This window comes from Paenibacillus sp. FSL R10-2736, assembly GCF_038000245.1.
Lineage (GTDB): Bacteria > Bacillota > Bacilli > Paenibacillales > Paenibacillaceae > Paenibacillus_AQ > Paenibacillus_AQ phytohabitans.
On sequence record NZ_JBBOBN010000002.1, the window covers coordinates 455,473 to 480,200 of the forward strand.

Annotated in this window: 25 protein-coding genes and 1 tRNA gene; 4 read left to right on the forward strand and 22 right to left on the reverse strand. The window is 47.9% G+C overall.

Translation table 11 applies throughout. From position 1 onward, the window contains the following. Positions 1–160: 160 nt before the first annotated feature. From opp4A to rpsF, 6 genes are all read right to left on the reverse strand, one after another. Entirely contained in the window at positions 161–1,882 is a 1,722-nt protein-coding gene (opp4A, locus tag NSQ73_RS30065; protein WP_340989889.1) for an oligopeptide ABC transporter substrate-binding protein, read from the reverse strand. A 228-nt stretch (positions 1,883–2,110) separates the two neighbouring features. Further along, positions 2,111–4,084, reverse strand: a complete 1,974-nt coding sequence (locus tag NSQ73_RS30070) for an endonuclease MutS2 (RefSeq protein WP_340989890.1) — start codon at positions 4,082–4,084, stop codon at positions 2,111–2,113. A gap of 459 nt (positions 4,085–4,543) precedes the next feature. Then, positions 4,544–4,918 (reverse strand): VOC family protein, encoded by a 375-nt coding sequence (locus NSQ73_RS30075; protein ID WP_340989893.1) that lies wholly within the window; start codon positions 4,916–4,918, stop codon positions 4,544–4,546. A 133-nt stretch (positions 4,919–5,051) separates the two neighbouring features. Further along, positions 5,052–5,324, reverse strand: coding sequence for a 30S ribosomal protein S18 (rpsR, locus tag NSQ73_RS30080; protein ID WP_036699837.1), 273 nt, complete (start codon positions 5,322–5,324; stop codon positions 5,052–5,054). A 21-nt stretch (positions 5,325–5,345) separates the two neighbouring features. Then, on the reverse strand, positions 5,346–5,855 hold the full coding sequence (gene ssb / locus NSQ73_RS30085) for a single-stranded DNA-binding protein (RefSeq protein WP_039295814.1): 510 nt from the start codon (positions 5,853–5,855) through the stop codon (positions 5,346–5,348). A 48-nt stretch (positions 5,856–5,903) separates the two neighbouring features. After that, on the reverse strand, positions 5,904–6,188 hold the full coding sequence (gene rpsF / locus NSQ73_RS30090) for a 30S ribosomal protein S6 (RefSeq protein ID WP_038598251.1): 285 nt from the start codon (positions 6,186–6,188) through the stop codon (positions 5,904–5,906). Between the two features lie 220 nt (positions 6,189–6,408). Here rpsF and NSQ73_RS30095 point away from each other — a divergent pair, with 220 nt between their 5' ends. Beyond that, positions 6,409–6,606 carry a YjzC family protein gene (locus NSQ73_RS30095; RefSeq protein WP_039295806.1) on the forward strand — a complete coding sequence of 66 codons (198 nt, stop codon included), beginning with the start codon at positions 6,409–6,411 and terminating at the stop codon, positions 6,604–6,606. A 350-nt stretch (positions 6,607–6,956) separates the two neighbouring features. Here NSQ73_RS30095 and NSQ73_RS30100 read toward each other — a convergent pair. From NSQ73_RS30100 to NSQ73_RS30115, 4 genes are all read right to left on the reverse strand, one after another. Further along, positions 6,957–7,047 (reverse strand) — tRNA-Ser (locus NSQ73_RS30100). A gap of 76 nt (positions 7,048–7,123) precedes the next feature. Then, complete coding sequence (locus tag NSQ73_RS30105) at positions 7,124–7,336, reverse strand: DUF951 domain-containing protein (RefSeq protein WP_340989894.1); 213 nt, start codon at positions 7,334–7,336, stop codon at positions 7,124–7,126. Beyond that, complete coding sequence (locus NSQ73_RS30110; RefSeq protein ID WP_340989895.1) at positions 7,336–8,376, reverse strand: mechanosensitive ion channel family protein; 1,041 nt, start codon at positions 8,374–8,376, stop codon at positions 7,336–7,338. The genes NSQ73_RS30105 and NSQ73_RS30110 overlap by 1 nt, the downstream gene beginning before the upstream one ends. Beyond that, positions 8,369–8,644, reverse strand: coding sequence for a DUF3343 domain-containing protein (locus tag NSQ73_RS30115; protein WP_340989896.1), 276 nt, complete (start codon positions 8,642–8,644; stop codon positions 8,369–8,371). The genes NSQ73_RS30110 and NSQ73_RS30115 overlap by 8 nt, the downstream gene beginning before the upstream one ends. Positions 8,645–8,748: 104 nt before the next feature. Here NSQ73_RS30115 and yyaC point away from each other — a divergent pair, with 104 nt between their 5' ends. Beyond that, positions 8,749–9,357, forward strand: coding sequence for a spore protease YyaC (gene yyaC, locus NSQ73_RS30120; RefSeq protein ID WP_039295795.1), 609 nt, complete (start codon positions 8,749–8,751; stop codon positions 9,355–9,357). Here the strand turns inward: yyaC and NSQ73_RS30125 are convergent. From NSQ73_RS30125 to rpmH, 12 genes are all read right to left on the reverse strand, one after another. Beyond that, positions 9,329–9,829, reverse strand: a complete 501-nt coding sequence (locus NSQ73_RS30125; RefSeq protein WP_340989898.1) for a DUF4446 family protein — start codon at positions 9,827–9,829, stop codon at positions 9,329–9,331. The genes yyaC and NSQ73_RS30125 overlap by 29 nt on opposite strands. A gap of 120 nt (positions 9,830–9,949) precedes the next feature. After that, positions 9,950–11,113, reverse strand: a complete 1,164-nt coding sequence (locus NSQ73_RS30130; protein ID WP_340989900.1) for an aminotransferase class V-fold PLP-dependent enzyme — start codon at positions 11,111–11,113, stop codon at positions 9,950–9,952. Positions 11,114–11,206: 93 nt separating this feature from the next. Beyond that, a complete protein-coding gene (locus NSQ73_RS30135; protein WP_042140601.1) occupies positions 11,207–12,049 on the reverse strand; it encodes a ParB/RepB/Spo0J family partition protein in 843 nt (280 codons plus the stop codon). Beyond that, complete coding sequence (locus tag NSQ73_RS30140; RefSeq protein ID WP_042140602.1) at positions 12,042–12,803, reverse strand: ParA family protein; 762 nt, start codon at positions 12,801–12,803, stop codon at positions 12,042–12,044. Before NSQ73_RS30140 ends, NSQ73_RS30135 begins: the two co-directional genes overlap by 8 nt. 210 nt (positions 12,804–13,013) lie before the next feature. Next, positions 13,014–13,829 (reverse strand): nucleoid occlusion protein, encoded by an 816-nt coding sequence (gene noc, locus NSQ73_RS30145; RefSeq protein WP_039295780.1) that lies wholly within the window; start codon positions 13,827–13,829, stop codon positions 13,014–13,016. A gap of 507 nt (positions 13,830–14,336) precedes the next feature. Beyond that, positions 14,337–15,059, reverse strand: coding sequence for a 16S rRNA (guanine(527)-N(7))-methyltransferase RsmG (rsmG, locus tag NSQ73_RS30150; RefSeq protein ID WP_340989902.1), 723 nt, complete (start codon positions 15,057–15,059; stop codon positions 14,337–14,339). Positions 15,060–15,062: 3 nt separating this feature from the next. Further along, positions 15,063–16,949: a tRNA uridine-5-carboxymethylaminomethyl(34) synthesis enzyme MnmG gene (gene mnmG, locus NSQ73_RS30155; RefSeq protein WP_171717769.1), complete on the reverse strand. Its 1,887-nt coding sequence runs from the start codon at positions 16,947–16,949 to the stop codon at positions 15,063–15,065. Between the two features lie 15 nt (positions 16,950–16,964). Beyond that, entirely contained in the window at positions 16,965–18,341 is a 1,377-nt protein-coding gene (gene mnmE, locus NSQ73_RS30160; RefSeq protein WP_340989904.1) for a tRNA uridine-5-carboxymethylaminomethyl(34) synthesis GTPase MnmE, read from the reverse strand. A 193-nt stretch (positions 18,342–18,534) separates the two neighbouring features. Then, positions 18,535–19,269, reverse strand: coding sequence for an RNA-binding cell elongation regulator Jag/EloR (gene jag / locus NSQ73_RS30165; protein ID WP_039295766.1), 735 nt, complete (start codon positions 19,267–19,269; stop codon positions 18,535–18,537). Continuing rightward, positions 19,266–20,213, reverse strand: coding sequence for a YidC/Oxa1 family membrane protein insertase (locus tag NSQ73_RS30170; RefSeq protein ID WP_340989905.1), 948 nt, complete (start codon positions 20,211–20,213; stop codon positions 19,266–19,268). The genes jag and NSQ73_RS30170 overlap by 4 nt, the downstream gene beginning before the upstream one ends. A gap of 86 nt (positions 20,214–20,299) precedes the next feature. Further along, entirely contained in the window at positions 20,300–20,650 is a 351-nt protein-coding gene (rnpA, locus tag NSQ73_RS30175; RefSeq protein WP_042140607.1) for a ribonuclease P protein component, read from the reverse strand. A gap of 505 nt (positions 20,651–21,155) precedes the next feature. Further along, positions 21,156–21,290, reverse strand: a complete 135-nt coding sequence (gene rpmH / locus NSQ73_RS30180) for a 50S ribosomal protein L34 (protein WP_039295761.1) — start codon at positions 21,288–21,290, stop codon at positions 21,156–21,158. 742 nt (positions 21,291–22,032) lie between these two features. On the opposite strand from rpmH, the gene dnaA reads away from it, so the two are divergent. Then, a complete protein-coding gene (gene dnaA, locus NSQ73_RS30185; protein WP_039295750.1) occupies positions 22,033–23,379 on the forward strand; it encodes a chromosomal replication initiator protein DnaA in 1,347 nt (448 codons plus the stop codon). Positions 23,380–23,575: 196 nt separating this feature from the next. After that, entirely contained in the window at positions 23,576–24,718 is a 1,143-nt protein-coding gene (dnaN, locus tag NSQ73_RS30190; protein WP_039295747.1) for a DNA polymerase III subunit beta, read from the forward strand. Positions 24,719–24,728 lie beyond the last annotated feature (10 nt).

Sequence of the window (24,728 nt, forward strand, 5' to 3'; positions counted from 1 at the left end):
AAGAAACAACAAATAACGACAGCATCGGCGCGATAGCCGCCTGTATTCCTTAAAGTATATGACGCAGGAAAATCCGTTTTGATGCTCATTTCCAGAAAATAATAAAAAATGACGGCCCGCACTGCCTGCCTAGGCAACAGATCGGACCGTCATTATTTATCTAATCGATTTCCTTGATCCACCAGTTCTGCGGATCACGTATATTGCTGATCGCGTTCGTAGATACACCCTGGAGGCGTTTATTAACCGCGGTAATATTAGAGCGTTCGGAGAAAAAGATCATCGGAACCTCGTCATTAATCAGCTTCTGCCATTCATAATATGCCTCTTTGCGGAAATCCTGGTCGTAGGCTTTCAGGCTTACCCCGTCACGGATGAGTTCCTCGCTGCGCTTGGACGTCCACCGCGGATAATTCCACGAATCGGTTGCCCTCCATAAGCCCGAAGGATCGGGGTCGCTGGCCAGCCCCCATACACCGTTAAATAGCTCTACGGACGGATCATCGGACTCTACTGCTTCATAAAAGCTGTTCAGCTCCTTCAGGCTGCCGCCGTTTAACTGAACATTCAGCCCGACATCACGCCAGTTCTGCAGAATCGCTGCAGAACGTGCCTCTGCTGTTTTGCTGCCGGACATCGCGTCGTAATGAATCGTGAATTTCTTACCGCTTGGATCCTCGCGGAGCCCGTCTCCGTCCGTATCGAGATATCCTGCCTCATCCAGCAGGTTCTCTGCCTTCTCCGGAAGATAAGCATAGGTATCTATATCCTGGTCATCAATCTTAGCCCAGCTTGAGCTGGGAATAGGGGTCTCGATCAGTGTTCCCAGGCCATAGGAATATTTATCAATAATCCCTTGCCGGTCAAGCGCATAATACATCGCTTTGCGGAGACGTTTGTCCTGGAATTTGGGATTATCCATCACCACCTGGCCGCTCTCATCATCCCAGTGTCCAAACTTGAACCCTATATATTCATAAGACAGCCCTGGTGTCACTTTGATCTCCACATTGTTCAGCTGCCCTGCAGCCTGGTAAGCATCCCGCGGAAGGCTCCCGATATCGATGCTTCCGGCTTCAAGCAGTGCCGTCATGTCCTTGCTGTCAATGACCTTGTAGGTTACTCCGTCCAGCAGAGCTTTCCCTTTATAATAATCATCGAACCGTATCATTTCGACACTCTCACCCGGCACAATAGCCTTAATCATGAAAGGACCGGTGCCAATAGGCTGCTTACGTACCTGATCACTGTCCAACATATCCTTCACTGCGACGCCCTCGAAATACCTTTTGTTCATCGGATATGCCCACAGGTTATCGATCATGTTCGCCCGCGCTGAATTCATCGTAATACGCAGCGTATACGGGTCCATCACCTTGAGTCCGGTGATTTCCTTGGCCTCCCCCAGGTGGTAAGCTTCGGCTCCCTTAATCATTTCCACGCTATAATACCTGGAGCCCGGATAATCCGGGCTGGCGATGGTCTCCAAGGCAAACTTCCAGTCCTCCACGGTCAGCTCATCGCCGTTATGCCAGCGGACACCAGGTTTGATGGTGAACGTAAATACCGTATGATCCTCGGATTCCTGCCAAGTGGCAATGTTAGGAGCCGTAGACAGGTCATCGTTGACTTTGAACATGGCTTCCGTAGTGAATTCAAGCACATTCGCATCGTCTTCCCCTTCAATAAAGGCCGGTTCGAAATTGCCCTGAAACGCAGATGAATATCCATAGGTTACTGTCCCGCCTGCTATAGGTTCATCGGCTGTTTTGCTTAAGCGCGTCATATAAGACTGGGCGCCCGGGCTTGGCCCGCTGCATGCAGACAACGCCACCGCAAGCATAAGCGGAAGCATTAGCCGGCCGATGATATGTTTTGACATATATTTCTTCCCTCCCGGGTTCCATCAGACTTTATGTAAGCGGTTACTACACTGAATTTTACTATAACTCTGATTGTTCAGCTCATGGACATTTGAATATGCCACATAATAGAGGATAACCAATATTGGCTCTAAAGTGAAGCCTTTAATTTCTATTTGGTCTGCAGAAGCCCCCGTGAAATGTGAAAAAAGCCTGCCCTGACGGGCAGACTTCTGGAGTAATCACACTTATTTTTCCTCCTCGGGATGTATGATGCTAAGGCCTTCAACATGCCTCTTCTGCATCAGTTTGCGCTTCTTGCGGGTATCCTTGCTCTCGAAAATAATATCAAAATCATAATCCGCCGGGTATAGCTCCTCTTTGGACAGATATGGCTTCAAACGCTTATGGTTTACGGTTATTTTCTGTTTCTGGATCATCACTCCGACCATCCCCCGGCTATCCTTCTTCATATATACAATTCCCGTTCGCCCCAGCGTAGTGACGTAAACAGCGTCTCCCACTTCAAAATCAGGCTTCGCCGCCGGCACGCTGTGCCCCGCATCAGCTGCATCATCCCGGTTTTGATCCGGATTGCCGCTCTGAGACGCAGCATTCCTCTTCTCAGCATCAGCAGCTCTCGAACTCTGTTCCTGTCTGTAAGGGCTACTCCACGGCTTCTGGCTGCCTCTATGCTCCTGCTGCTCGGCTACAAGCTGTTTGGCGCGCTCAATAACCGGTTTGTTTATGCCGAGCTGCTCGGCTATCTGCAAGGCATAGCTCTCGCCCGCTTCGCCAATCGTCAGCCGGTACAGCGGCTGCAGAGTCTCTTTATCGAACTCCATCCGTGCATTCTGAAATCCCGGTGTAGCTGCAGCAAATACCTTAAGTTCGTTGAAGTGGGTGGTTACCACAATATTAGCGCCTTTACGGTTCAGCTCCTCCAGAATAGCAATCGATAGGGCGAACCCTTCCCCGGGATCCGTACCTGCCGCCAGCTCATCAATCAGCAGCAGCACGCCTCTGCCGGCATCACTTAGCATTCCTTCTATACTCTTCATCTGTGCAGAGAAGGTACTGAGCGACTGCGTCAGACTCTGACCATCGCCAATTACGCTAATTACATTGCTGAACACGGTAAAATCACTGCCCGGCGCAACCGGCACCAGCAGACCGGATTGTGCCATCAACGACAGCAGGCCCAGCGTTTTGAGTACTACCGTTTTGCCGCCTGTATTGGGGCCGGTTACGATCAGAGATTTGTAGCCCTGACCAAACTCCAGGCTGACCGGCACCATATCTTTGAGCAGAGGATGCCTGCCTCCATTCATCCGCAGGAAGCCGCGTTCATTCAGAGAGACAGTCCGGGCATTAAGAACCCTGGCATACTTCCCCTTGGCGAAGATGAAATCATAGGTGCCGGTTACTTCAATATTCAGCCGCAGAGCAGCCTGTTCCTGCTCTAGCAGCCCTGTAAGCATACTTAGGATGATTCCTTCCTCCCGGGCTTCATCAGCTGACAATAGCTCAATCTCTCCCTGAAGGGAGGCCACCTCGTCCGGCTCCACGAAGACGGTCTGCCCGCTGGTCGATTGATCCAGCACGGAGCCCTTGATTTGCTTGTGATACTCCCGTTTCACCGGAATCACATACCGGCCGCCGCGCATGCTGATCAGACTCTCCTGGAGGATGGACTTATGGCGCGCCATAATACTCTCCAGCTTTCGTTGCAGACGATCCTTGGCCACAGCCAGCCGTTTGCGCACCCGCTCCAGTCCTTTACTGGCCTGATCGTCAATAACACCCAGCCGGATACAACGTTCGATCTCATCCCTGACAGAACTCAGCTCCTGCAGAGAAGCTCCGTAAGCAGCAATACGCGGTGCACTGTGCTCCTTGGAAGCCATATACTTACGCAGCTGTCCACAGCTGTGCAGGAACACGGATACTGCGGTGAAATCCTGCTCATTGTACAGATAACCGGTTCCAAGCAGTGACAGAACCCACTCAATGCCTTCCAGTGACGGAATGGGCACACTCGCCCCCCGCTCCAGCAGCTCTTTGGCTTCGTCCGCTTCATCCAGTGCACGGTGTATGGCCGGCAGATAGGTCATCGGCGCAAGCTCGCTCACATATCTTCTCCCTTCATAGGATACGGCATGGCGCATTAACTCCTGTTTGATTGTCTCGTATTCCAAGGTGTTCATACTCTGTAGATTCACTCTGATTCCTCCTTATATAGATGCCTGTATTTCAGGTTTGCTCCCTAACGCAAAAAGGGCGAAGACCCGCCACTGCGGCAGTCTTCGCCCTCTTTTGAATGCTATTCTCCTCTTTGGCTTCAGGTACTGGCCCCACCCGCTGGATGAAAAGCTCCTGAAAACAGAAAAAACCGTGCTGCAAAGAGCACGGTTAATCACAAAGAGAATAATAGCCGTAAAGAGGCCATCATGACGCTTCGCGTGTGTTCTTAACTAAATCATTCATTCTTACAGCCCGCTGCTAATCAGAGATGTCACCAGGACATAGTCTAACAAGACATGCTCCTGGCAATGATTGGAGCACGCTGCGGCTTACTGCCGGAATGATATGAAGTTGCTTAGTTAAGAACGCTCACCAACATCAAAATTTCCCCTTTAGTTATAGGATACCTGTAATTTACTACATCTGGAATCCGGTTGTCAATTGCCGGCAAAGCAATTCATTACCCATGTAATTCCGTTTTTACCGTCGGCAACCTGTCCATGAAGTGCGCCGAAGAAGGTTTTTTGCAGCTCCACCTTGACCTGCCCGCCCTCTGAGCTCAGTTTCTCATAAATCGCCCGCATCTCATCTTCGTTGTCCAGCCCCAGAATAACACTTACATCCTCTGTCTTGGCACCTTTACCGTAATCATCGGAGAAATGAATCAGTGTCTGCCCCAAATGCAGCTCAGCATGCAGCAGCTTGCCATTATGTTCATTCAGAACCTTGATCTCTCCGCCAAAAACGCTCTTGTAGTACTCCACAGACTCCTGCACGTGCTCAATAATGATGTAAGGACTTGCGCTGATCATTGTTCATTCCTCCAAGTTTTATTTAAATGGCCTAGCCAGTATTCTGCCCCTATTATACAGTTTTTGCCCGCGGTAATTCTTTTGTATGCATGCAAAAAAGCAGCCGGCTAAGCCGGCTGCTTCATAAAACGTCCTATTCCGTTGTGTAAGGCAGCAGCGCGATTTGACGCGAGCGTTTTACAGCAATGGTCAGAGCGCGTTGGTATTTTGCACTTGTACCAGTTACACGACGCGGCAAAATCTTTCCGCGTTCGCTGATGAACTTCTTAAGAAGCTCAGTGTCTTTATAGTCAATGTGAGTAATCTTGTTCACAGTGAAGTAGCACACTTTTTTACGCTTGTTGCGTCCACCACGACGTGCCGGTCTTTTGTCGTTGTCCGCGCCTTCTCTTGGTTTAAAAGCCATGTTCAGTTCAGTCCTTCCTTATTAAAATGGCAAATCATCGTCCGATATATCGATCGGTTTTCCATCGCCTGAAAAAGGATCTTGAGTATTGTTGTTACGCGAGAAATTGTTGTTATTTCCGCGTGCACTGTTACCGCCGTTACCGCCGCCACCAAAGGCAGGCTCTTCGGGAGTACTTCCACCACTTGGTGCATTTCCGCCTTCACGGTTCTGCGAGGATTCCAGGAATCGGACATTATCAGCAATAACTTCAGTGACGTATACACGTTTACCTTCATTATTCTCGTAATTCCGTACTTGGATGCGTCCTTCTACGGCTGCCAGTCGTCCTTTGCGCAAGTAATTGGCACAGGTCTCAGCCAGCTGTCTCCAGGTTACTACCGGGATAAAGTCCGCTTCGCGTTCACCGTTCTGGCCCGTAAAGTTGCGGTCTACGGCAAGCGTAAACTGCGTTACGGCAACACCAGCGGGAGTATAACGAAGTTCCGGGTCACGGGTCAACCGACCGATCAGAATGATACGGTTCAACAATTCAATCCCCTCCTTATAGCGCGATTCGTTACAAAGCTTGTCAATATCTTAGGCAACGTCGTTCGTAATGAGATAACGAATTACTTCGTCGGAAATCTTCATGAGACGTTCCAATTCGGTAACTACTGCAGGTTCTGCATTGAAGTTAACCAAAACATAAACGCCATCACGGAATTTCTTGATCTCATACGCAAGACGGCGTTTACCTTGCACATCGTGCTTTGTAATTTCTCCGCCGTTGGAGATGATGCCTTGGAATTTTTCGACTGCTGCTTGAACGGCTTCTTGTTCAATGTCAGGACGAATAATGTACATGACTTCATATTTGCGCATAATTTTCACCTCCTTATGGTCTGAGGCCCCTGATCACGTCAGGAGCAAGGAACGAGCACAAACATAGACTCGCACCAAATCAATATACCAAATCCCACTGATGAATGCAAGCTTTATTCATACGCACCAGATCATGGACCGATATTAATTACATGAAGATGTCTCTGCAAGGCCACAATATAACCGCTTCACCACTTTACAGAAGGAGGCTTATCATACTATGGGCGAGAAAACAGAGTACGAAAAGGGCGATAAAGCCCCCAATCCGGGGGTTTATACAGAAGTAGGCGAGGCGCGCAGCTTCCATACCGAGATCCAGAATCCCAAGCGGATTGAAATGGAGAAGGGCGACACGTTTCCTGAGACCTCCAATCAGAACCGCAAGTGGAAAAAAGTCGAGAAAGCACGCGTGCATTAATTAACCAATCGCATCGCATGTATAAAACCTGTCCGGCTGCACATACTATACTCAGGCAGTACAAAAGAGAGGTGTGGTTCCGTTGAACGTCGTAGACGAACACAATCACAGGGATTCTGAATCAGCAACTATTGTAACCCGGGGAGAGTAAAGGCTGTTCCTAAAAAAAACAGCCTGGCACAACCTGTTTCACTTTAGCGGCTACAGACAGAGATTTCCAAACATCATTGATGTACTGCCTCTGGAGAGAGACCTGCAAAGGTCTCTCTTTTTGTATGTCTTCATGCAGAAATAAAAAAACCTTCGTCACCTGAACGAAGGGATAGTAGTTAATGTATATAATGCTGAAGTGGCGGAGAGGGTGGGATTCGAACCCACGCACGCTGTGACACGCCTAACTGATTTCGAGTCAGCCCCCTTGGGCCTCTTGGGTACCTCTCCGCAGCAAGAATTATTGTATCATGCCAAAGTTACAATTGCAAGCTATTTGCACTAGCGCTTTACCTCTGCTGCAAGCTTAATTGTTTTCGGCTCCGCTCTTTGCAGAATGAAGAACCTTCTTCATGTTTTTTTCGAATTTAGCACGGGGGATTAGGACGCTATGCTGACAGCCGGTACATTTAATCCGGATATCCATTCCCATACGGATAATCTCCATCTCGTTCGTTCCGCAGGGATGCGGCTTCTTCATCTGTACAATATCACCCAGCCCGAATACTTTGCGTTCCATTATTCTTCTTCCCCTTCCTCTCCCTCTTGCGCAGCAGCTATCTGTCTTCTCGGACTTGCCTGTTGCTCCTCACGGGCTCTACGGGAGCTCTCAGAGAGTTCCTCCTCTTGAGCCGCTTCAGCCTCCCTTGCCTCCCTGTCTGCCTGCACACGAGCCTCCTGCTCTGCCTTGGCTGCTTCCAAAGCGCTTTGCTGCTCCAGGGCCTGCTTAATATCACTCTGAATCTGCCGCTCTGCGGAATCTCTGGCGTTAGGCATGCAATTAGCCGCCACCCGGATTACATACTCCGAAGTACTCATCGACTGAATACCCAGCACATTGGGATAGTCAATTACACTGGGGTTCCGTTCCTCTATCCCCTTAAGCGCTTCTCCAATCAGTGCAAGTGTTGCTTCTAAACCCCGCTCTATTTTGACAGGCACATCCACCACCGCCAGGGCATTAGCCAGCGAATAATTCGTAACGTTTACAATCGTGCCATTCGGTATGATATGCACTTCCCCTGTCGCACTCAGCAGCCGGGTCGTTCTCAGGCCAATCATTTCTACCGTACCTTTATAGGTTCCACTCTGGATGACATCGCCTACTGCAAATTGATCCTCGAAGATGATGAAGAAACCGGTAATTACATCTTTGACCAAACTTTGTGCGCCGAACCCTATCGCCAGCCCCACAACTCCGGCCCCGGCCAGCAGCGGTTTCAGATCGAATTGGAATACAGACAGAATCATCATAATCATGACAAAATTACAGATGAAGGCAACCACATTTTTCATAAGTCCGCCTACTGTTGAGAATCGGCGGTTATTCGCTAAGCGCCTTCCCCGCGTCTCCCTCTCCAGGGAACGGTCGATAACATTGGAGACTACCTTAATAATCACCCGGGTCACAAGAAAAAGCAGCAGAATCTGCACCCCGGAAAACAGCACGGTAGCCCACATATCTGCATTGGTTATCCATTCCCATATTCTATCCTTAAAGCGGACCACTTCGTCGACTGCCTGACCCGGCGTTGTCACTTCCAGCATCCAGTTATTCATCCTGCCCCTCCTTCTCCACAACCTCCACATATCCTATACCATCACTTGATTTGGCAAAGATCCCGCGTATCTCTACATTCTGCTCCGCCACAATGACCCGCACCTCTTCCAATGCACTCCGGTAGAATTGGATCGACATGGCGCAACCGGCTGTAATCTCCTTGGGTGTAGGAAATATATCAATTTCAATCTCCGCATATTCCAGCAGCATCTCAGCGCGCAGCGCCTGCTGGGTCGAATCAAAGGCTATTAGCAGTTCATCCTCCACACTCCGCGCCTCCTCTGGGCTATTCGTCCTATCTATTGCCGCCATAGTATAAAAAGCCACTTTCATCCATATACTAGGATCATCAGAACAGAAAGGAAGATCATATGAATTTCTCTTCTAAAGCTTCATCCCTGCAAGAACCATCCTGTTTAAAAATATCACATGCTGATCCCGATATCTATTCTGCGATTACTCATCGGCTTCTTTTCCACTTTTCACGCACACGTACAGATACACCAATTGTTATTGTCTGTGTAGGCACAGACCGCTCTACCGGTGATTCACTTGGACCGCTGGTCGGCACTGCGCTTGCCCGCTTCCATAGCCCCTTATTCCATCTCTACGGAACGCTGGACGAGCCAGTTCATGCTGTTAACCTGGAGGAGACTCTCTCCCTCATTTATCAGAAGCACCCTAACCCGTTCATCATCGGAATTGATGCCTGTCTGGGCCAGTCAACAAGCGTTGGCTGCATCCAGGTCGTAGACGGCCCCCTCCGGCCGGGAGCAGGGGTCAACAAGCAGCTCCCGCCAGTAGGTGATATCCATTTGACAGGCATTGTGAATGTCGGCGGCTTCATGGAGTATTTTGTACTGCAGAATACGAGATTAAGCCTTGTAATGAGATTATCCGATATCATTGCTTCCAGCCTATACTCCGCACTTAAGCAATGGAACCTTCATGCTAGATCTGCTGCAGCGCGAGAGCAATAACTTCCTTCTCCTCTGGAGACAGGGGATACTGCGACTCTCCCTTTTCAAGCGGTTTGGAGTATATATATGAGTTCTCGCGGTTGTGCAGACTGCTCAGCACAATTCCGCTATGGTTGTCATCCAGAATGGCAAGCGAGAAGCTCAGATCATTGCCGCGCTCTCCAAAGGCATTATAGCGTTTCATGGCTACCTTGGACTTCATCCCCCGCATTTTGGCTTGTGCGGCTTCAATCATCGCCTTATGCTCACGCTGACCATCCTCCAGCATATCTCCCTGGTTCTTCAGGTTTACCAGCAGGCTCTCCAGATCCTCAATGCCGTTCCCGGTCATCATCGCTTCATATCTGCGCCGCATCTTGCGGATCTTGGCACCTTGAATAATTAGAACAATTGCCAGCAGAATAATTATCACTGCAAAACCCATAAGGAACACCGATAGCTGTTCACTTATTACTTCATTTAATTCCGACATATATGGACCATCCTTTGTCTAAATATAAAAATTCATCAGGTTTCACATGATAGCTTATCCTTCTATTTCCCGCCGAAACGGTACCGTCCTTTATAAGAACGCCAAAGCCATATCCACTTGTTATCTTGTTCGTGAAGCACCATACATTTCGGCCATGGCATCCAGCAATCTGTTAACATCCTCTTCTGTCGAGCTTACACCAACACTTGCCCTCACCGCTCCACTCTCCAAAGTGTCTGCGGCTTTATGGGCCAGCGGCGTACAATGCATGCCTGCACGCACAGCAATGTTATATTCACGGTCCAGGCGATGGGCAATATCCGCTGACTCTTGTCCCTCCACTACAAACGCTACAATTCCACTGCGCTGAATGCCCAGGCCAGGGCCGAGAATCCTAATCCCCGGGATGACGGCCAAGCCTTCCATCAGCCTCTGCGTCAGCTCCCATTCCTGCATATGAATCCGTTCCGTTCCCATGGCCAGTATTTCCTTCACACCCGCCAGCAGCCCGGCTACACCAACAGCGTTCTGAGTGCCCGCTTCATAGCGGTCAGGCCGCACCATGGGCTGATCACTATTTTCCGACTGGCTGCCTGTTCCGCCGTGCATCAGAGGCTCCAGATCTAAGTGTGGCGATATATACAGCCCCCCGGTCCCTTGAGGTCCTAACAACCCTTTGTGCCCCGGAAAAGCCAGCAGATCGATATTCATTTCCGGCACATTTATATCTAGTGAACCCGCACTCTGAGCAGCATCCACCAGAAATACAGCTCCGTGTGATTTAACCATATCGCCGATAATCCCAAGAGGAAGTATACTCCCGAGCAGATTGGAGCTGTGATTACAAACCACCATTCTGGTATTGTGGCGGAACGAATTTTGAAGTTCTAGCAGATCAACCTGCCCCTCACCATCCACCTGTAAATAATCCACTTCAACACCCATTATCCGGCGCAAATACTCTAAGGGTCTGCGTACAGAGTTATGTTCTGTCATCGTTGAAATCACATGATCCCCTGGTTGAAGTGTACCCTTAATAGCCATATTTAGCCCCATGGTTGTGTTATGGGTAAAGGCAATATTCTGAGCATTGGAGACAGCGAACAGTTGAGCCAGCAAAGCCCGTGCCCGCACCAGCACGCGCCCTGTACCTATCGCCAGCGAGTGGTTACCGCGTCCGGCATTTGCCCCGGAATGCTCCAGAGCATCCATCATTGCAGCAGCCACTGCAGGCGGCTTAGGCCACGAGGTTGCTGCATGATCCAGATAAACCAGTCTCTCCATCTCTTCACCTCACTATTTTCCGTTTAAAAAACATATCCCTCCATATCCGTTTTAGGGATATCTCAGGATATGTTTTCGGCACAAATATCCAAATCAGTTCCCGAGCAACTCCAGCAATCTTTCCAGGTCTTGGGCACTGTAATAATTTAATTCTATTTTACCTTTTTCCTTACCTTGCTTAATCTTAACGGTTGTTTTGAACCGTTCCCGCAATACTTCCTCAACGTTATCAATATAAGGATCGCGTTTGACCACCTTAGCTTTAATCCCATTCGCAGGTTTGCGGTCGAGGTTTTTCACTACCTCTTCCAATTCTCTCACACTCCACTGCTGTTCCACACACTGTTCGGCTAATTGCTTTATCGTCTCCGGATCTTTCAGCGCTACAATTGCCCGGGCATGACCCATAGAAATTGTTCCACGTGAAACATAATCCTTCACTTCCTCCGGCAGACTAAGCAACCGCAGGAAGTTGGCAATATGGGATCTGGACTTCCCCACCTTCAGTGATAGCTCTTCTTGGGTAAGAGCAAATTGATCCATTAGCCCTTGATATGCAACCGCAATCTCCATTGCGTTTAGATTCTCACGCTGCAGGTTTTCAATCAGGGCAATCTCCATAACCTGCTGGTCGCTTAAGCTGCGGACTACCGCAGGGATCGTTGCTTTGCCGCAATACTGGGATGCACGGAACCGGCGTTCACCGGCAATGATCTCATAACCCTTCAATACACTGCGGACAATGATTGGCTGAATGACCCCGTGCTGTCTGATAGATTCAGCCAGCTCCTGAATAGCTTCTTCGTTGAAATCTTTACGCGGCTGATACGGATTGGCTCTTAACTGTGACAAGGGTATTTCTACAACCTTGTCATCCTCGTTAATGGATAAAGAAGGTATTAAAGCATCCAAGCCTTTGCCTAGGCGCTTACTCATAAGAAATCACTTCCTTTGCCAACTCTAAATACACTTCCGCTCCTTTGGAACGGGAATCATAAGTAATAATGGATTGTCCGTGTGAAGGAGCTTCACTCAGGCGGACATTACGCGGAATAATGGTTCTATATACCTTTTCCTGGAAGTACTTTTTCACTTCTTCAATCACCTGAATCCCCAGATTGGTCCGGGCATCAAGCATAGTGAGCAGTACCCCCTCTATCTTAAGGTGAGGGTTAAGATTCTTCTGCACCAGTCTTACGGTGTTAAGCAGTTGGCTTAGCCCTTCAAGCGCGTAGTATTCACATTGAATCGGTATAATGACTGAATCCGCTGCCGTCAGAGAGTTAATGGTAAGAATGCCCAATGATGGAGGGCAATCGATGATGATGTAATCATAATTCGCCTTGACCGCATTTAGGGCCTTCTTCAGCTTTAGTTCTCTGGATATGGTAGAGACTAATTCAATTTCCGCACCCGCTAATTGAATAGTCGCCGGTATGATATGAAGGCCTTCGATTTGGGTCTCCAATATCGTTTCCTGCGGGTTTGCTTCATTAATAAGAATATCATAAATGCAGTTTGCTACATCCGCTTTGTTGACGCCAACGCCGCTCGTAGTGTTACCTTGCGGATCAATATCAACAAGCAGCACTCTTTTCCCTAAAGTAGCCATGCCGGCACCCAGGTTTACAGAGGTTGTTGTTTTACCGACCCCGCCTTTTTGATTTGCTATGGCAATAATCTTGGACACTTATTTCACCTCGAATTGTTAGAAAGAATCATCTTGTAAGGTCATGAGTTGTATTGGCATAATGATTTGTATACTACGGCATCACATGTGCGGGAAGTGTAGACAAATATACATTAACTTATCCATAAAGTGTATGTGTGATAACGTCTGGAGCTAGTCATAGAAAAGGCGGCCAATCACCTCAGGGCCGCCTTCAGCTTTTGAAACCATTTATCTTTTTGGGATTTGAATAACAATCTCATAATGATCGCCACGGTCATTCTCGGAGGTCTTGATTTCCATCCCCGAACCGGACACCATGTCTATGGATTGGCGTATTGTATTAAGGGCGAGACGAACATCTTTTGTATAGGATACCCGTTTTGATTTCTTAGTCTGTGTAACGGCTTTATAGAATGCAATACGTGCTTCTGTTTGCTTCACATTGAGCTCTTTGGAGATAATCTCAGCCAGCACCTTCATCTGCATCTCTTCACTGTCCAGAGACAAAAGCGAACGCGCATGACGCTCAGTGATCTTTCTTTCCATCAGTGCAACTTTGACTGCCTCCGGTAAATTCAGCAAGCGAATTTTGTTGGCAATCGTTGACTGGCTTTTGCCAAGCCTTTGGGCCAGACTCTCTTGCGTCAATTGATGCAGATCAATCAGCTTCTGATAGGCGATTGCCTCTTCAATAGAGGTCAGACCCTCACGCTGCAAATTCTCTATCAATGCAATTGAAGCTGCTTGTGAATCATTGAATTCGCGTACAAGAGCTGGAATAGTCTCCATGCCCAGCTTTTTGACCGCCCGCCAGCGTCTTTCACCGGCAATGATTTCATACTGGGAATCACGCATACGCACAACGATCGGCTGGATAACTCCATGAGTTTTGATAGTCTGGCATAGCTCATCTATCTTGTCATCATCAAAAATCGTCCGTGGTTGATATGGACTGCTGATGACCTCATGAACCGGGATTTGTTTGATCTCTTCTCCGCTGCTCCGCTCGGTAAATCCAAAAAGCTTGGTGAATTGTTCTTTCATTCCGTTCATAACCACCTAATTTCGTTATAGTACGATCCTTCTAACCTTTCTTACGAAAAGCCTATCGTACAGCGTGAGAAAAGCATCTATCCTATTCATAGTCACTTTCCTTACAATTAAAGAATGAATCAGATCGCTGATTAGCTCTTTAATTCAAGAACAGCCTGGCCATATTTCTGACCCTCGGTTCTCTGCAACCAGGGTAGTAACAGAGTAGCAGAAGAGTCTTCTCTATAAAAAGTCTTACTATAGTATTCTATCACTTTTCTGCTCATAATCCTATTCTCCATATAGACCTATTTTTCCTGCCTAAAGGTCCCCCCGGGTCCTCTTATTCACAAATAAACTCCATAGGGGCCAGTCTTGAGGTAATATGTTACGACACTGGTGAAAATGCCGTTGATGCTTGGGCATCTATCACAAATCTCATTAAAAAAGATCAAGCTCATTCTGCATGAGCTTGATCTAATTTCGCAAATATGATTTTAATTGTTTCACGTGAAACAATTATACAAGGGGCGACTTTGCTGGTACGCCTGGCTTACGCGGATACTTTGCTGGTGTTGCCCCAGTCTTACGTACGAGAATAATATGCCGGGCGGATTCTTCAACAGGCAAGCTGAAGGATTCTACCTTCTGCAGCTCAGCACGAAGTTCCTTGAAGCTGCGTTTGGCTTCTGCCAATTCCTCAGCCGGGTCGCTCCCCTTCATTGCAGCGAAGATTCCATCCTTACGTGTGAACGGAAGACAAAATTCATTCAAAAGAGATAGGCGGGCAACTGCACGTGCAGTCACCACATCATAAGCATCACGGTGGACAAACTGTCTGGCGACATCCTCTGCACGTCCGTGGATCAGTTGTACGCCAGTCAGGCCTAAGGTGTCACATACATGCTGCAAAAAGGATATCCGTTTGCTGAGTGAGTCTACAATCGTCAGCTTCAGATGCGGGAAACGAATTTTCAGTGGGATTCCAGGAAACCCTGCACCCGATCCGATATCAGCAAGACTCTTGGTTTCATCCATATTCAGATAGAAAGCCAGAGATAGAGAGTCGTAGAAATGCTTCGTATACACCTGACTTCTTTCCGTAATACCTGTAAGGTTCATCTTTTCATTCCAGGAAATCAATTCCTGGAAGTATAGTTCGAATTGTTCTAATTGCTTCGTTGAGAGCTGTAGTCCGCGCTCTTTGAGCAGAGCGGTGAACTGGGCTGCCGTATTATCCATAGATTATCCTTTCGCCGCTGTCACACGGTTATAATGCTCCAAATGTACCAGCAAAATCGAGATATCCGCCGGTGTTACTCCTCCGATGCGCGAAGCCTGCCCGATGGAGATGGGTGCGATTTTGGTCAGCTTTTGCCGGGCTTCCATAGCAAGTCCATGAATCTCATTGTAGTTGATATCATCAGGAATCTTCTTCTTCTCCATCTTCTGCAGCTTCTCAACATGCTGGAGCTGTTTCTCAATATATCCGGCATACTTTATCTGAATCTCAACCTGTTCCTTCATATCTTCGTCCAGCTCTTCCGGAGCAGGCGATATCATATCTACGAAGCTGTAAGTAAGCTCCGGACGGCGCATTAAGGTCAGCAGATTGCTTCCGTCAACAATAGGTGCCGATTCATAACCAGCAAGGGCCTCATTCACCTGAACAGGTTTAACCTTCGTTTCCTGCAGGCGGATGATTTCACGGTCCACCCGCCCTTTTTTATCAAGAAATGCCTCATACCGTTGCTCTGGAATAAGTCCGATTTCATAACCGATTGGAGTCAGGCGCAGGTCCGCATTATCATGACGGAGCAGCAGGCGGTATTCCGCACGCGAAGTCAGCAGACGATAAGGTTCATTGGTTCCCTTGGTGACGAGATCATCAATCAGAACACCGATGTAACCTTGGGACCGGTCAAGCACCACGGGCTCCTTCTCCTGTACTTTACGCGCTGCGTTAATGCCTGCAATTACACCCTGCCCTGCAGCTTCCTCATAACCGGAGGTGCCATTGATTTGTCCGGCTGTGAACAGTCCCGGCAACCGTTTGGTTTCAAGGGAAGGCCAGAGCTGTGTTGGAACCATCGCATCATATTCAATGGCATAGCCGTTACGCATCATTTCAACCTTTTCCATACCGGGAATGGAACGCAGCACTGCCAGTTGTACATCCTCAGGGAGACTTGTGGACAGACCTTGTACATAGTATTCCGATGTGTTTTTGCCTTCAGGTTCAAGGAAGATTTGATGCTGCGATTTATCGCTGAAACGCACGACCTTATCTTCGATTGATGGACAATAGCGAGGACCTGTTCCTTCAATAATTCCGGTAAACATCGGTGCCCGGTGCAGGTTGTCATTAATAATCTGATGTGTGACCGGTGATGTGTAAGTCAGCCAGCAAGGCAGCTGTTCATTATCTGATGACTTGGTTTCAAAAGAGAAGAATTTCGGTTTATCATCGCCCGGCTGGATTTCTGTCTTGGAGAAATCAATCGTATCCCTATGCACACGCGGCGGAGTTCCTGTCTTAAAGCGGACAAGATCGAATCCAAGCTCACGCAAATTCTCCGACAACCGTACGGACGGCTGCTGATTGTTTGGCCCGCTCTCATAAGTCAGTTCACCCATAATCACTTTGCCGCGCAGATAGGTTCCAGTCGTCAGGATAACAGTTTTGCTGTGATATACGGTTCCGGTCTTCGTAATGACCCCGGTGCAGCGGCCGTCCTCAACAATCAGTTCTTCCACCATACCCTGGCGCAGGGTCAGGTTAGGTGTCTTTTCCATCGTTTCCTTCATCGCATGCTGATAAAGGAACTTGTCTGCCTGTGCACGAAGTGCATGGACAGCAGGTCCTTTCCCGGTATTAAGCATCCGAAGCTGAATGAAAGTCTTATCTATATTGCGGCCCATTTCCCCGCCCAGCGCATCAATTTCACGCACTACATGGCCCTTGGCGGGTCCGCCAATGGATGGATTACATGGCATGAAGGCCACCATATCCAGGTTAATCGTGATCATCAGTGTGCGGCAGCCCATCCGTGCAGCAGCCAGAGCCGCTTCACAGCCGGCATGTCCGGCGCCTATGACGACAACATCATAGCTGCCTCCATCATAATTCATAACTGTTCCCTCCTTTTATTTGCCTAAGCAGAACTGCGAGAAAATCTGATCCAACAGAGAATCCGCAGCCGTATCTCCAACGATCTCACCGAGCTGCTCCCAAGCCAGACGCACATCAATCTGTATCATATCTATAGGAATAAGCATCTCCGCAGCTTCGTAGGCATCCTGAAGTGATTTATGCGCCTTCTTCAGCAGGGCAATATGTCTTACATTACTTACGTAAGTCAAGTCACCTGACTCCAGCTTGCCTCCGAAAAAGAGTGCCGAGATCGCCTCTTCCAGTTTATCCAGTCCTTCCTCTTCCAGCACAGACATCGGTACAATGCTCGATTCGTCGAAAAAGGAGCGCAGCTTCTCCGTATCCAGACGGGACGGTAAGTCCATTTTATTCATGATGACCAAGGCTTGTCTACCGTGGATTTGTTCCATAAGTGCCAGTTCATCCTCATGCAGCTCATCATTGGCATTCAGCACCAGCAGAATCAGATCCGCATCACTAAAAGCCGCCTTCGAACGTTCCACACCGATTCTTTCTACCACATCCATCGTTTCACGGATACCGGCAGTGTCCAGCAGCTTCAGAGGAATATTATTAATCGTAACATACTCTTCTATTACATCACGCGTTGTTCCCGGAATATCGGTTACAATCGCCTTGTTGTCGCGGGCAAGCGCGTTAAGCAGGGAGGACTTGCCGACATTAGGCCGGCCCACAATTGCTGTTGTGATCCCTTCACGCAGAATCTTTCCTTCATTAGCTGTACGAAGCAGCTTGTTAATGCCTTCCATAACCTCTTGGCTCTTGTCCTTGATGAAATCGGCTGTTAAGGACTCCACATCATGTTCCGGATAATCAATGTTCACCTCAATATGAGCCAGCATCTCAATAAGAGTGTGCCGAAGCTCATGAATCCTTGCGGATAGAGAACCGCTAACCTGCTTAAGCGCAACCGAGAAGGCACGGTCCGACTTGGAACGAATCAGATCGATTACAGCTTCCGCCTGGGAAAGATCAATCCGCCCGCCAAGAAAAGCACGTTTGGTGAATTCCCCCGGCTCAGCCAGCCGGATATCCTGCTGCAGCAGCAGGTCCATCACTCTTCTTACAGAGATTACGCCGCCATGGGCACTGATCTCCACTACATCTTCTGTTGTAAAAGAACGCGGTCCCTTCATAACCGTAACCAGCACTTCTTCCATCCGCTCCCCATCCAGCGGACTTACAATATGTCCATAATGCACAGTATGGGATTCAGCTTCCGTAAGGGGGATACGGCTTTTGAACAATGGAGCAACCTGGCTGATAGCCTGCAGACCGCTAACCCGGATGATGGCAATTCCGCCCTCGCCCAGAGCCGTCGATACAGCAGCAATAGTATCACTAAGCATGTTGTTATTCACCTCTGGCTTGATCTTTTCTTATTTGTCTCTTCAAGTGGGAACGGTTAAGCGTTCCTTCAAAGGACGGCACGTTTCAGCGGGAAATATAAGGGTAATATATTTCGCGAACCATATAAATTGTTATATTTCAAAAAAACAATGACTCCTCGCATAGGTCAAGGAGTCATTGCGGCATATAGATCTACTTCAATGTTATAACGACGCGGCGGTTCGGTTCTTCACCCTTGCTAAGCGTGTTTACCTGCCGGTGATCTTGTAATCTGGAATGAATAATCTTGCGTTCCTGCGGGGACATGGGTTCCAGGACAACCTCTTTACGGGTCCGGACTACACGTCCCGCGAGCCGGTCCGCCAATTCCTCAAGCGTCTTCTTGCGGCGTTCACGGAAGTTCTCCGCATCCAGCACAAGGCGGATGAAGCTGTCGGAATAGCGGTTGGCAACAATATTAGCCAAATACTGCAGAGCATCGAGAGTTTGTCCTCTTCTGCCGATCAGCAGCCCGAGATCCGGACCGGATATTTGCAGAACAGTTGATTCCTTGGTATGAACGATTTCAACTTCCACCTCGAGCCCCATGCTCTTGGCGACATCCACAATGAAATGAACGGCCTGTTGGTAAGCTTCCTCCACCGGTTGTCCGGAATCCTGGCGCGGTACGCCGCTGATCGCCTCTGGTTTGCTCTCTCTTGTTGACTGCTGAGACAGTAGCGGAGCACTCGCCGCTGATGCCGGTGCGGCTTCAGAGATCAAGGTCAATTCTACCTTGGCTCCCTTCGCACCGATCAATCCAAGGAATCCTTTTGACGGCTGTTCAAGTACGTTGACCGTTACCCGGTCCTTCTGAACTCCAAGCTGGTTAAGTCCCCGTTCTACAGCTTCTTCAATGGTTTTCCCTGTCGCGACGACTTTGCTCATTTTGACTTTTTGACCCCCTTCTTCCCTTTGCTGCTATTGCCTTTTGCAGCAGGAGTAACATCTTTGCGGGCGTTATTGTTGCTGTTCTTGCTCTTCGTCAAATTCACTTCTTTGGCTTTGCCGTTACCTGCAGTAGCGGTAGCCGTGGCACTTGCAGCGGCAATAGCCGCTTTATGTTTATCGTTGTTGCGGTACAAGAAGTAGTTCTGAATAATGGTGTACAGATTGCTATAGAACCAGTACAGCGGAAGCGCAGACGGGAAGTTGTAGGACATGATGAAAATTAGAACCGGGTATACCATCATCATGAACTGCATTGGACCCTGCTGTTGTACCGGGTTCATTTTGGTCATCATACGGGTCTGAATGAATGTCGTAGCAGCGGCAAGAAGCGGCAGAATGAACAGGTGATCGGGCTTGCCGAGCTGCAGCCACAGGAAGTCATGCAATCTAAGATCCGGGTTGTAATAGATCGAGTTGTACAGGGCGATGAAGATCGGCATCTGCACGATCAGCGGCAGACAGCCTGCCATCGGATTTACCTTGTTCTCCTGGAACAGGCGCATCGTTTCCTGCTGTACCTTTTCGGGCTCATCTTTATATTTTTTCTTAATCTTCTCAAGTTCCGGTTGGATGGCCTGCATCGCACGTGAACTCTTAACCTGTTTCATGGTAAGCGGCAAAATTAACGTACGCACAATGATAACCATTACAAGTACGGCTAATCCGTACTGGCCATTAAACCACTTCGCGAAAGTATCCAGTGCAATGGCGAAATAATAGACGACATTACTTTGCCAGAAGCCTCCATTTTTCAAATCTTCCGTAGTGTGCGTCACTGATGCCGCCCCAGACGGAGAACACCCCGACAGAACAGCAATCATTAGAACCATTAACCCGAGGAGAAGAAACATTTTTCCTCGCTTAGTCTTCATTAGAGACACTTCAAAACCCCTCTCATAAACATTCCATTGCACCGTAAATCATAACATAATTATGGATACAAATAAACAAGCCCCCTGTGCCCCTCTTACTTGTGCAAAGCCTTGAGCAGCTTGGCTTTGCGAAGCACATGCAGCACGCTTTTCTCGAGCTCGCCGTAATCCTTGGAGAGAGCTCCTTTTCTTACGATGAACACGATGTCCAGACCCCCGATAATTTCCGGCTCATGGTGACGGACAATTTCCTTTACCAGCCGCCTCATCCGGTTGCGTACCACAGCGTTTCCAACCTTCTTGCTGACAGATATACCTACGCGGAAACGCTCCACCTCTTTTCTGGGAAACCAGTACACCACATATTGATGATTCGCAAATGACTTCCCATGGCGGTATACGCGGCTGAAGTCGGCACGGTTTCGTAATCGTAGACTTTTGTGCACGGGACTCTCCTATTCAAATACCGGATTTCGCGTAAGCTCCGGAATTTCATCTTCTAATTAGTATAGTCATTCAGGTGATGCCATAAACGGCATCCGTTTCAGCGGAAAGATAAGGCTCCTTCATGATGCAAAGCGTATACAATTTCATCTTTCAAAAAAAGCCCCGCAGTAGCGCTATTATCCTCTGCAGAGCCAAACTTTTATTGTTGCAGCTGCAGAATAACAGTGGTCCTCCCACTCTGAGGAGATGCATCCAATTCTGCGCTATATATAGAAGGGAAAAATGCCGGGCATCCTCTTCCTTCCTTATATAACAATCAAAAAAAGCCCCGCAAAGTGCGGCTCTGTAGTGAAGCGTGATCCGTAACTTTTGCGGGGATCCCATGTAAAATAACCCCACAAAGTGGGGCTTTGCTTCGATGATTACTCAGGTACTTTATGGGGACCCCATTGAATTCTCATCTTGTAAAAAAGGACCACCGCAGTGGTCCCTAAGTGGCCTAACTTACGCACTCAAAACTTTTCTGCCTTTCAAGCGGCGGGCTGCCAGCACTTTGCGGCCGTTTTTCGTGCTCATTCTTTTGCGGAAACCATGCACCTTTTTGCGTTTGCTCACATTCGGTCTGAACGTCGGTCTCATGTATTGCACCTCCCTTACAGGAACTTAATTACTGTCATATAAGCAGAAACGGACTAAGCCGTCCTTAGAGTAGGGACAGTATCTACAAGTATTATCAATTAAATTTGGAGACATATCCTCACAGAAAACACCTTTATATATTTAAACACATAATCAAGGCAAAAGTCAACCTTGTCCCCTTCCTCCCTCTTTTTTATTTCTCCACAGGTCTCTTCAGCAGCTGCTGTCTATCTATCCCCAGTTTGCTTCCGTCCCTCCAAAATTCGGCCTCCGCGTCTTATCCACAGCCCTTTTGTCTCAAAAAGTAATCCACAGGACATTATAGTTATCCACCTGTGATCAAAAAAAATAGTCGACTGCTCACAACTGAGCACAACCTGTGTATAAAAATATCGAAGCCATGACGGAAACTGTCGAACGGTAAACAATTTATCAACAATATGTAGTGGTGTTCCTAAAAATTATACACAAGTGATTGAATTTGTGGATAAAATAGCGTGGCTCATTGAAAAACAAGGGGGGTTTTGCTATGATGGTATTACTTTTGAATGTGAATAGATTTGTTTGTTCTCTATATTATCAACAAGCTGTGGATAAAGTTGTGAACAATTCAAATTTATCCATATTTTTTTGTCTCTTGATATTGCATATTGGGGATAAGATTCAGCAACAACCCATTTTCTTCGACATTTCCACTTCATGGCTGATGCCACATTTGGAAGATTTAAAGGAGTGACAGTCTGTGGACAGCCATACTTCCGAATTATGGCAGCAAATTTTATCGATTATTCAAACCAAACTAAGCAAGCCGAGCTTTGATACCTGGTTTAAGGCTACCAAGGCCTTAACGTTTAGCCACCAGGCTCTTATTATCTCGGCGCCTACAACTTTTGCCGTAGAATGGCTGGAAAGTCGCTACACCAAATTGGTAGGAGCAACGGTTTATGAGGTCACCGGACAACAGGTTGACGTCAAATTTGTAATTGAAGAGAACAAACCCTCTGAGCCAATAGTTCAACAAATGGCGACCACTCCCGCAGTTTCACGCGAAGAAGCACAGACGCATTTGCTCAATCCCAAATACACTTTTGATACGTTCGTGATCGGTTCGGGCAACCGTTTTGCGCATGCAGCCTCACTGGCTGTAGCCGAAGCGCCCGCCAAAGCTTACAATCCTTTGTTTTTGTACGGAGGCGTGGGTCTCGGGAAGACTCACTTGATGCATGCCATCGGGCACTATGTGCTGGAGCATAACCCTAACAATAAGGTTATCTACATCTCGTCCGAGAAGTTTACGAATGAATTCATCAACTCCATCCGTGACAACCGCGGCGAAAGCTTCCGTAACAAATACCGCAGTGTTGACATTTTGCTGATTGACGATATTCAATTCCTGGCCGGCAAAGAGTCAACGCAGGAGGAATTTTTCCATACGTTCAATGCTCTTCATGAAGAACGCAAGCAAATTATCATCTCAAGCGACCGGCCTCCCAAGGAGATTCCCACACTGGAAGAACGGCTGCGTTCCCGGTTTGAATGGGGACTTATCACCGATATTCAGCCTCCGGATCTGGAGACACGGATTGCGATTCTCCGTAAGAAGGCCAAGGCGGAGAACCTGGATATCCCGAACGAAGCGATGATGTATATTGCCAATCAGATCGACACGAATATCCGCGAGCTGGAAGGTGCACTGATCCGCGTTGTAGCCTATTCATCACTGACTAATCAGGATGTGACTACGCATCTGGCAGCTGAAGCGCTGAAGGATATCATTCCCTCCAGCCGGCCGAAGATGATCACCATGAATGATATTCAGCAAAAAGTCGGCGAATACTACAATTTGCGCATGGAGGATTTCAAAGCGCGGAAACGCACGAAGGCTGTTGCTTTTCCAAGACAGATTGCCATGTATCTCTCCCGTGAATTAACGGATTATTCGCTTCCCAAGATCGGTGAAGCCTTCGGAGGGCGCGATCATACGACAGTTATCCATGCCCATGAGAAGATTACGCAGCAATTAAAGGTGGACCAGGAGCTCTATAAAGTGGTAAATAATCTTGCGGAGAAAATTAAAAATCCTTCCTAAGAGGAACAAAGAGCCTATACACAATCTATACACATGTGGGTAGGCTTAATTTTATGCTGTTTAGCGACTTATCCACATAAACGGAGCCCCTACTACTAATACTATTAAATAACTATAATAATTCATCTTCTAAGAGCAGGTTTCAAAGAGGTCAAACGTACACCCATTTCCCAATTTTTCAGCTAGGAGTGAAATCATGAAAATCAGCATTCTCAAAAATGAACTCAACGAATCTATAGGCCATGTCTCCAAGGCGATCTCGAGCAGAACAACCATCCCTATTTTGACCGGAATAAAGCTTGAGGTTAGCCACCAGGGAGTAACATTGACGGCAAGTGACACGGATATCTCGATTCAATCCTTCATCCCTGCCGAGAATGACAGCCATACGATCGTAAAAGTGGAACAGCCCGGCAGCGTAGTGCTTCCAGCCAAGTTCTTTGTCGAGATCATCAAGAAGCTTCCCTCCAAAGAAATTCACATGGAAGTCAAAGAGGGCTTTCAAACCTATATCTCTTCCGGATCTACGGAGATTCAGATTGTTGGCCTGGACCCTGAAGAATTCCCTGTTCTGCCAAGCATTGAGGAGAATGAAACCATCTCAATGCCAGGCGATTTGCTGAAGAATATGATTAAACAAACCGCGTTCTCCATCTCTACCCAAGAGACAACACCAATTCTGACGGGTATTCTCTGGAATCTTGCCGATAACGAGTTCAAGTTCACGGCTACCGACCGCCACCGTCTGGCAACAAGAGCAGCACATCTGGAAGGTACAGAGAATGTTCAGTTTGCGAATATTGTTATTGCCGGCAAAACGCTGAACGAGCTCAGCAAAATTATCCCGGATCAGAATATGCTGGTGGATATTGTCGTTGCGGATAACCAGGTCCTCTTCAAAATCGACAAAGTGCTGTTCTATTCGCGGATCCTGGACGGAATTTATCCGGATACTTCTAGAATTATTCCAACCACCTACAAAACAGAACTAACTCTTGATACAAAAAAACTCAGCGAATCGATTGACCGCGCTTATTTGCTATCCCGTGAAGAAAAAACGAACATCGTCCGGATGCAGACTCTTGAGAATGGCGACGTAGAGATTTCTTCCAGCTCATCAGAGCTGGGTAAGGTCCGGGAAGAACTTGAAGTAATTGATTTCAAAGGTGAGCCTTTGCGGATCTCCTTCAACTCCAAATATATGCTCGATGTGCTGAAGGTTGTGGAGAGTGAGCAGCTCGTGATTGCCTTCACCGGCATGATGAGTCCGATTATTCTCAGACCGCTCGACGAGAGCCGCAGCCTGTACGTCATTCTGCCTTACCGCACAACTAATTAATGCCCTGTCC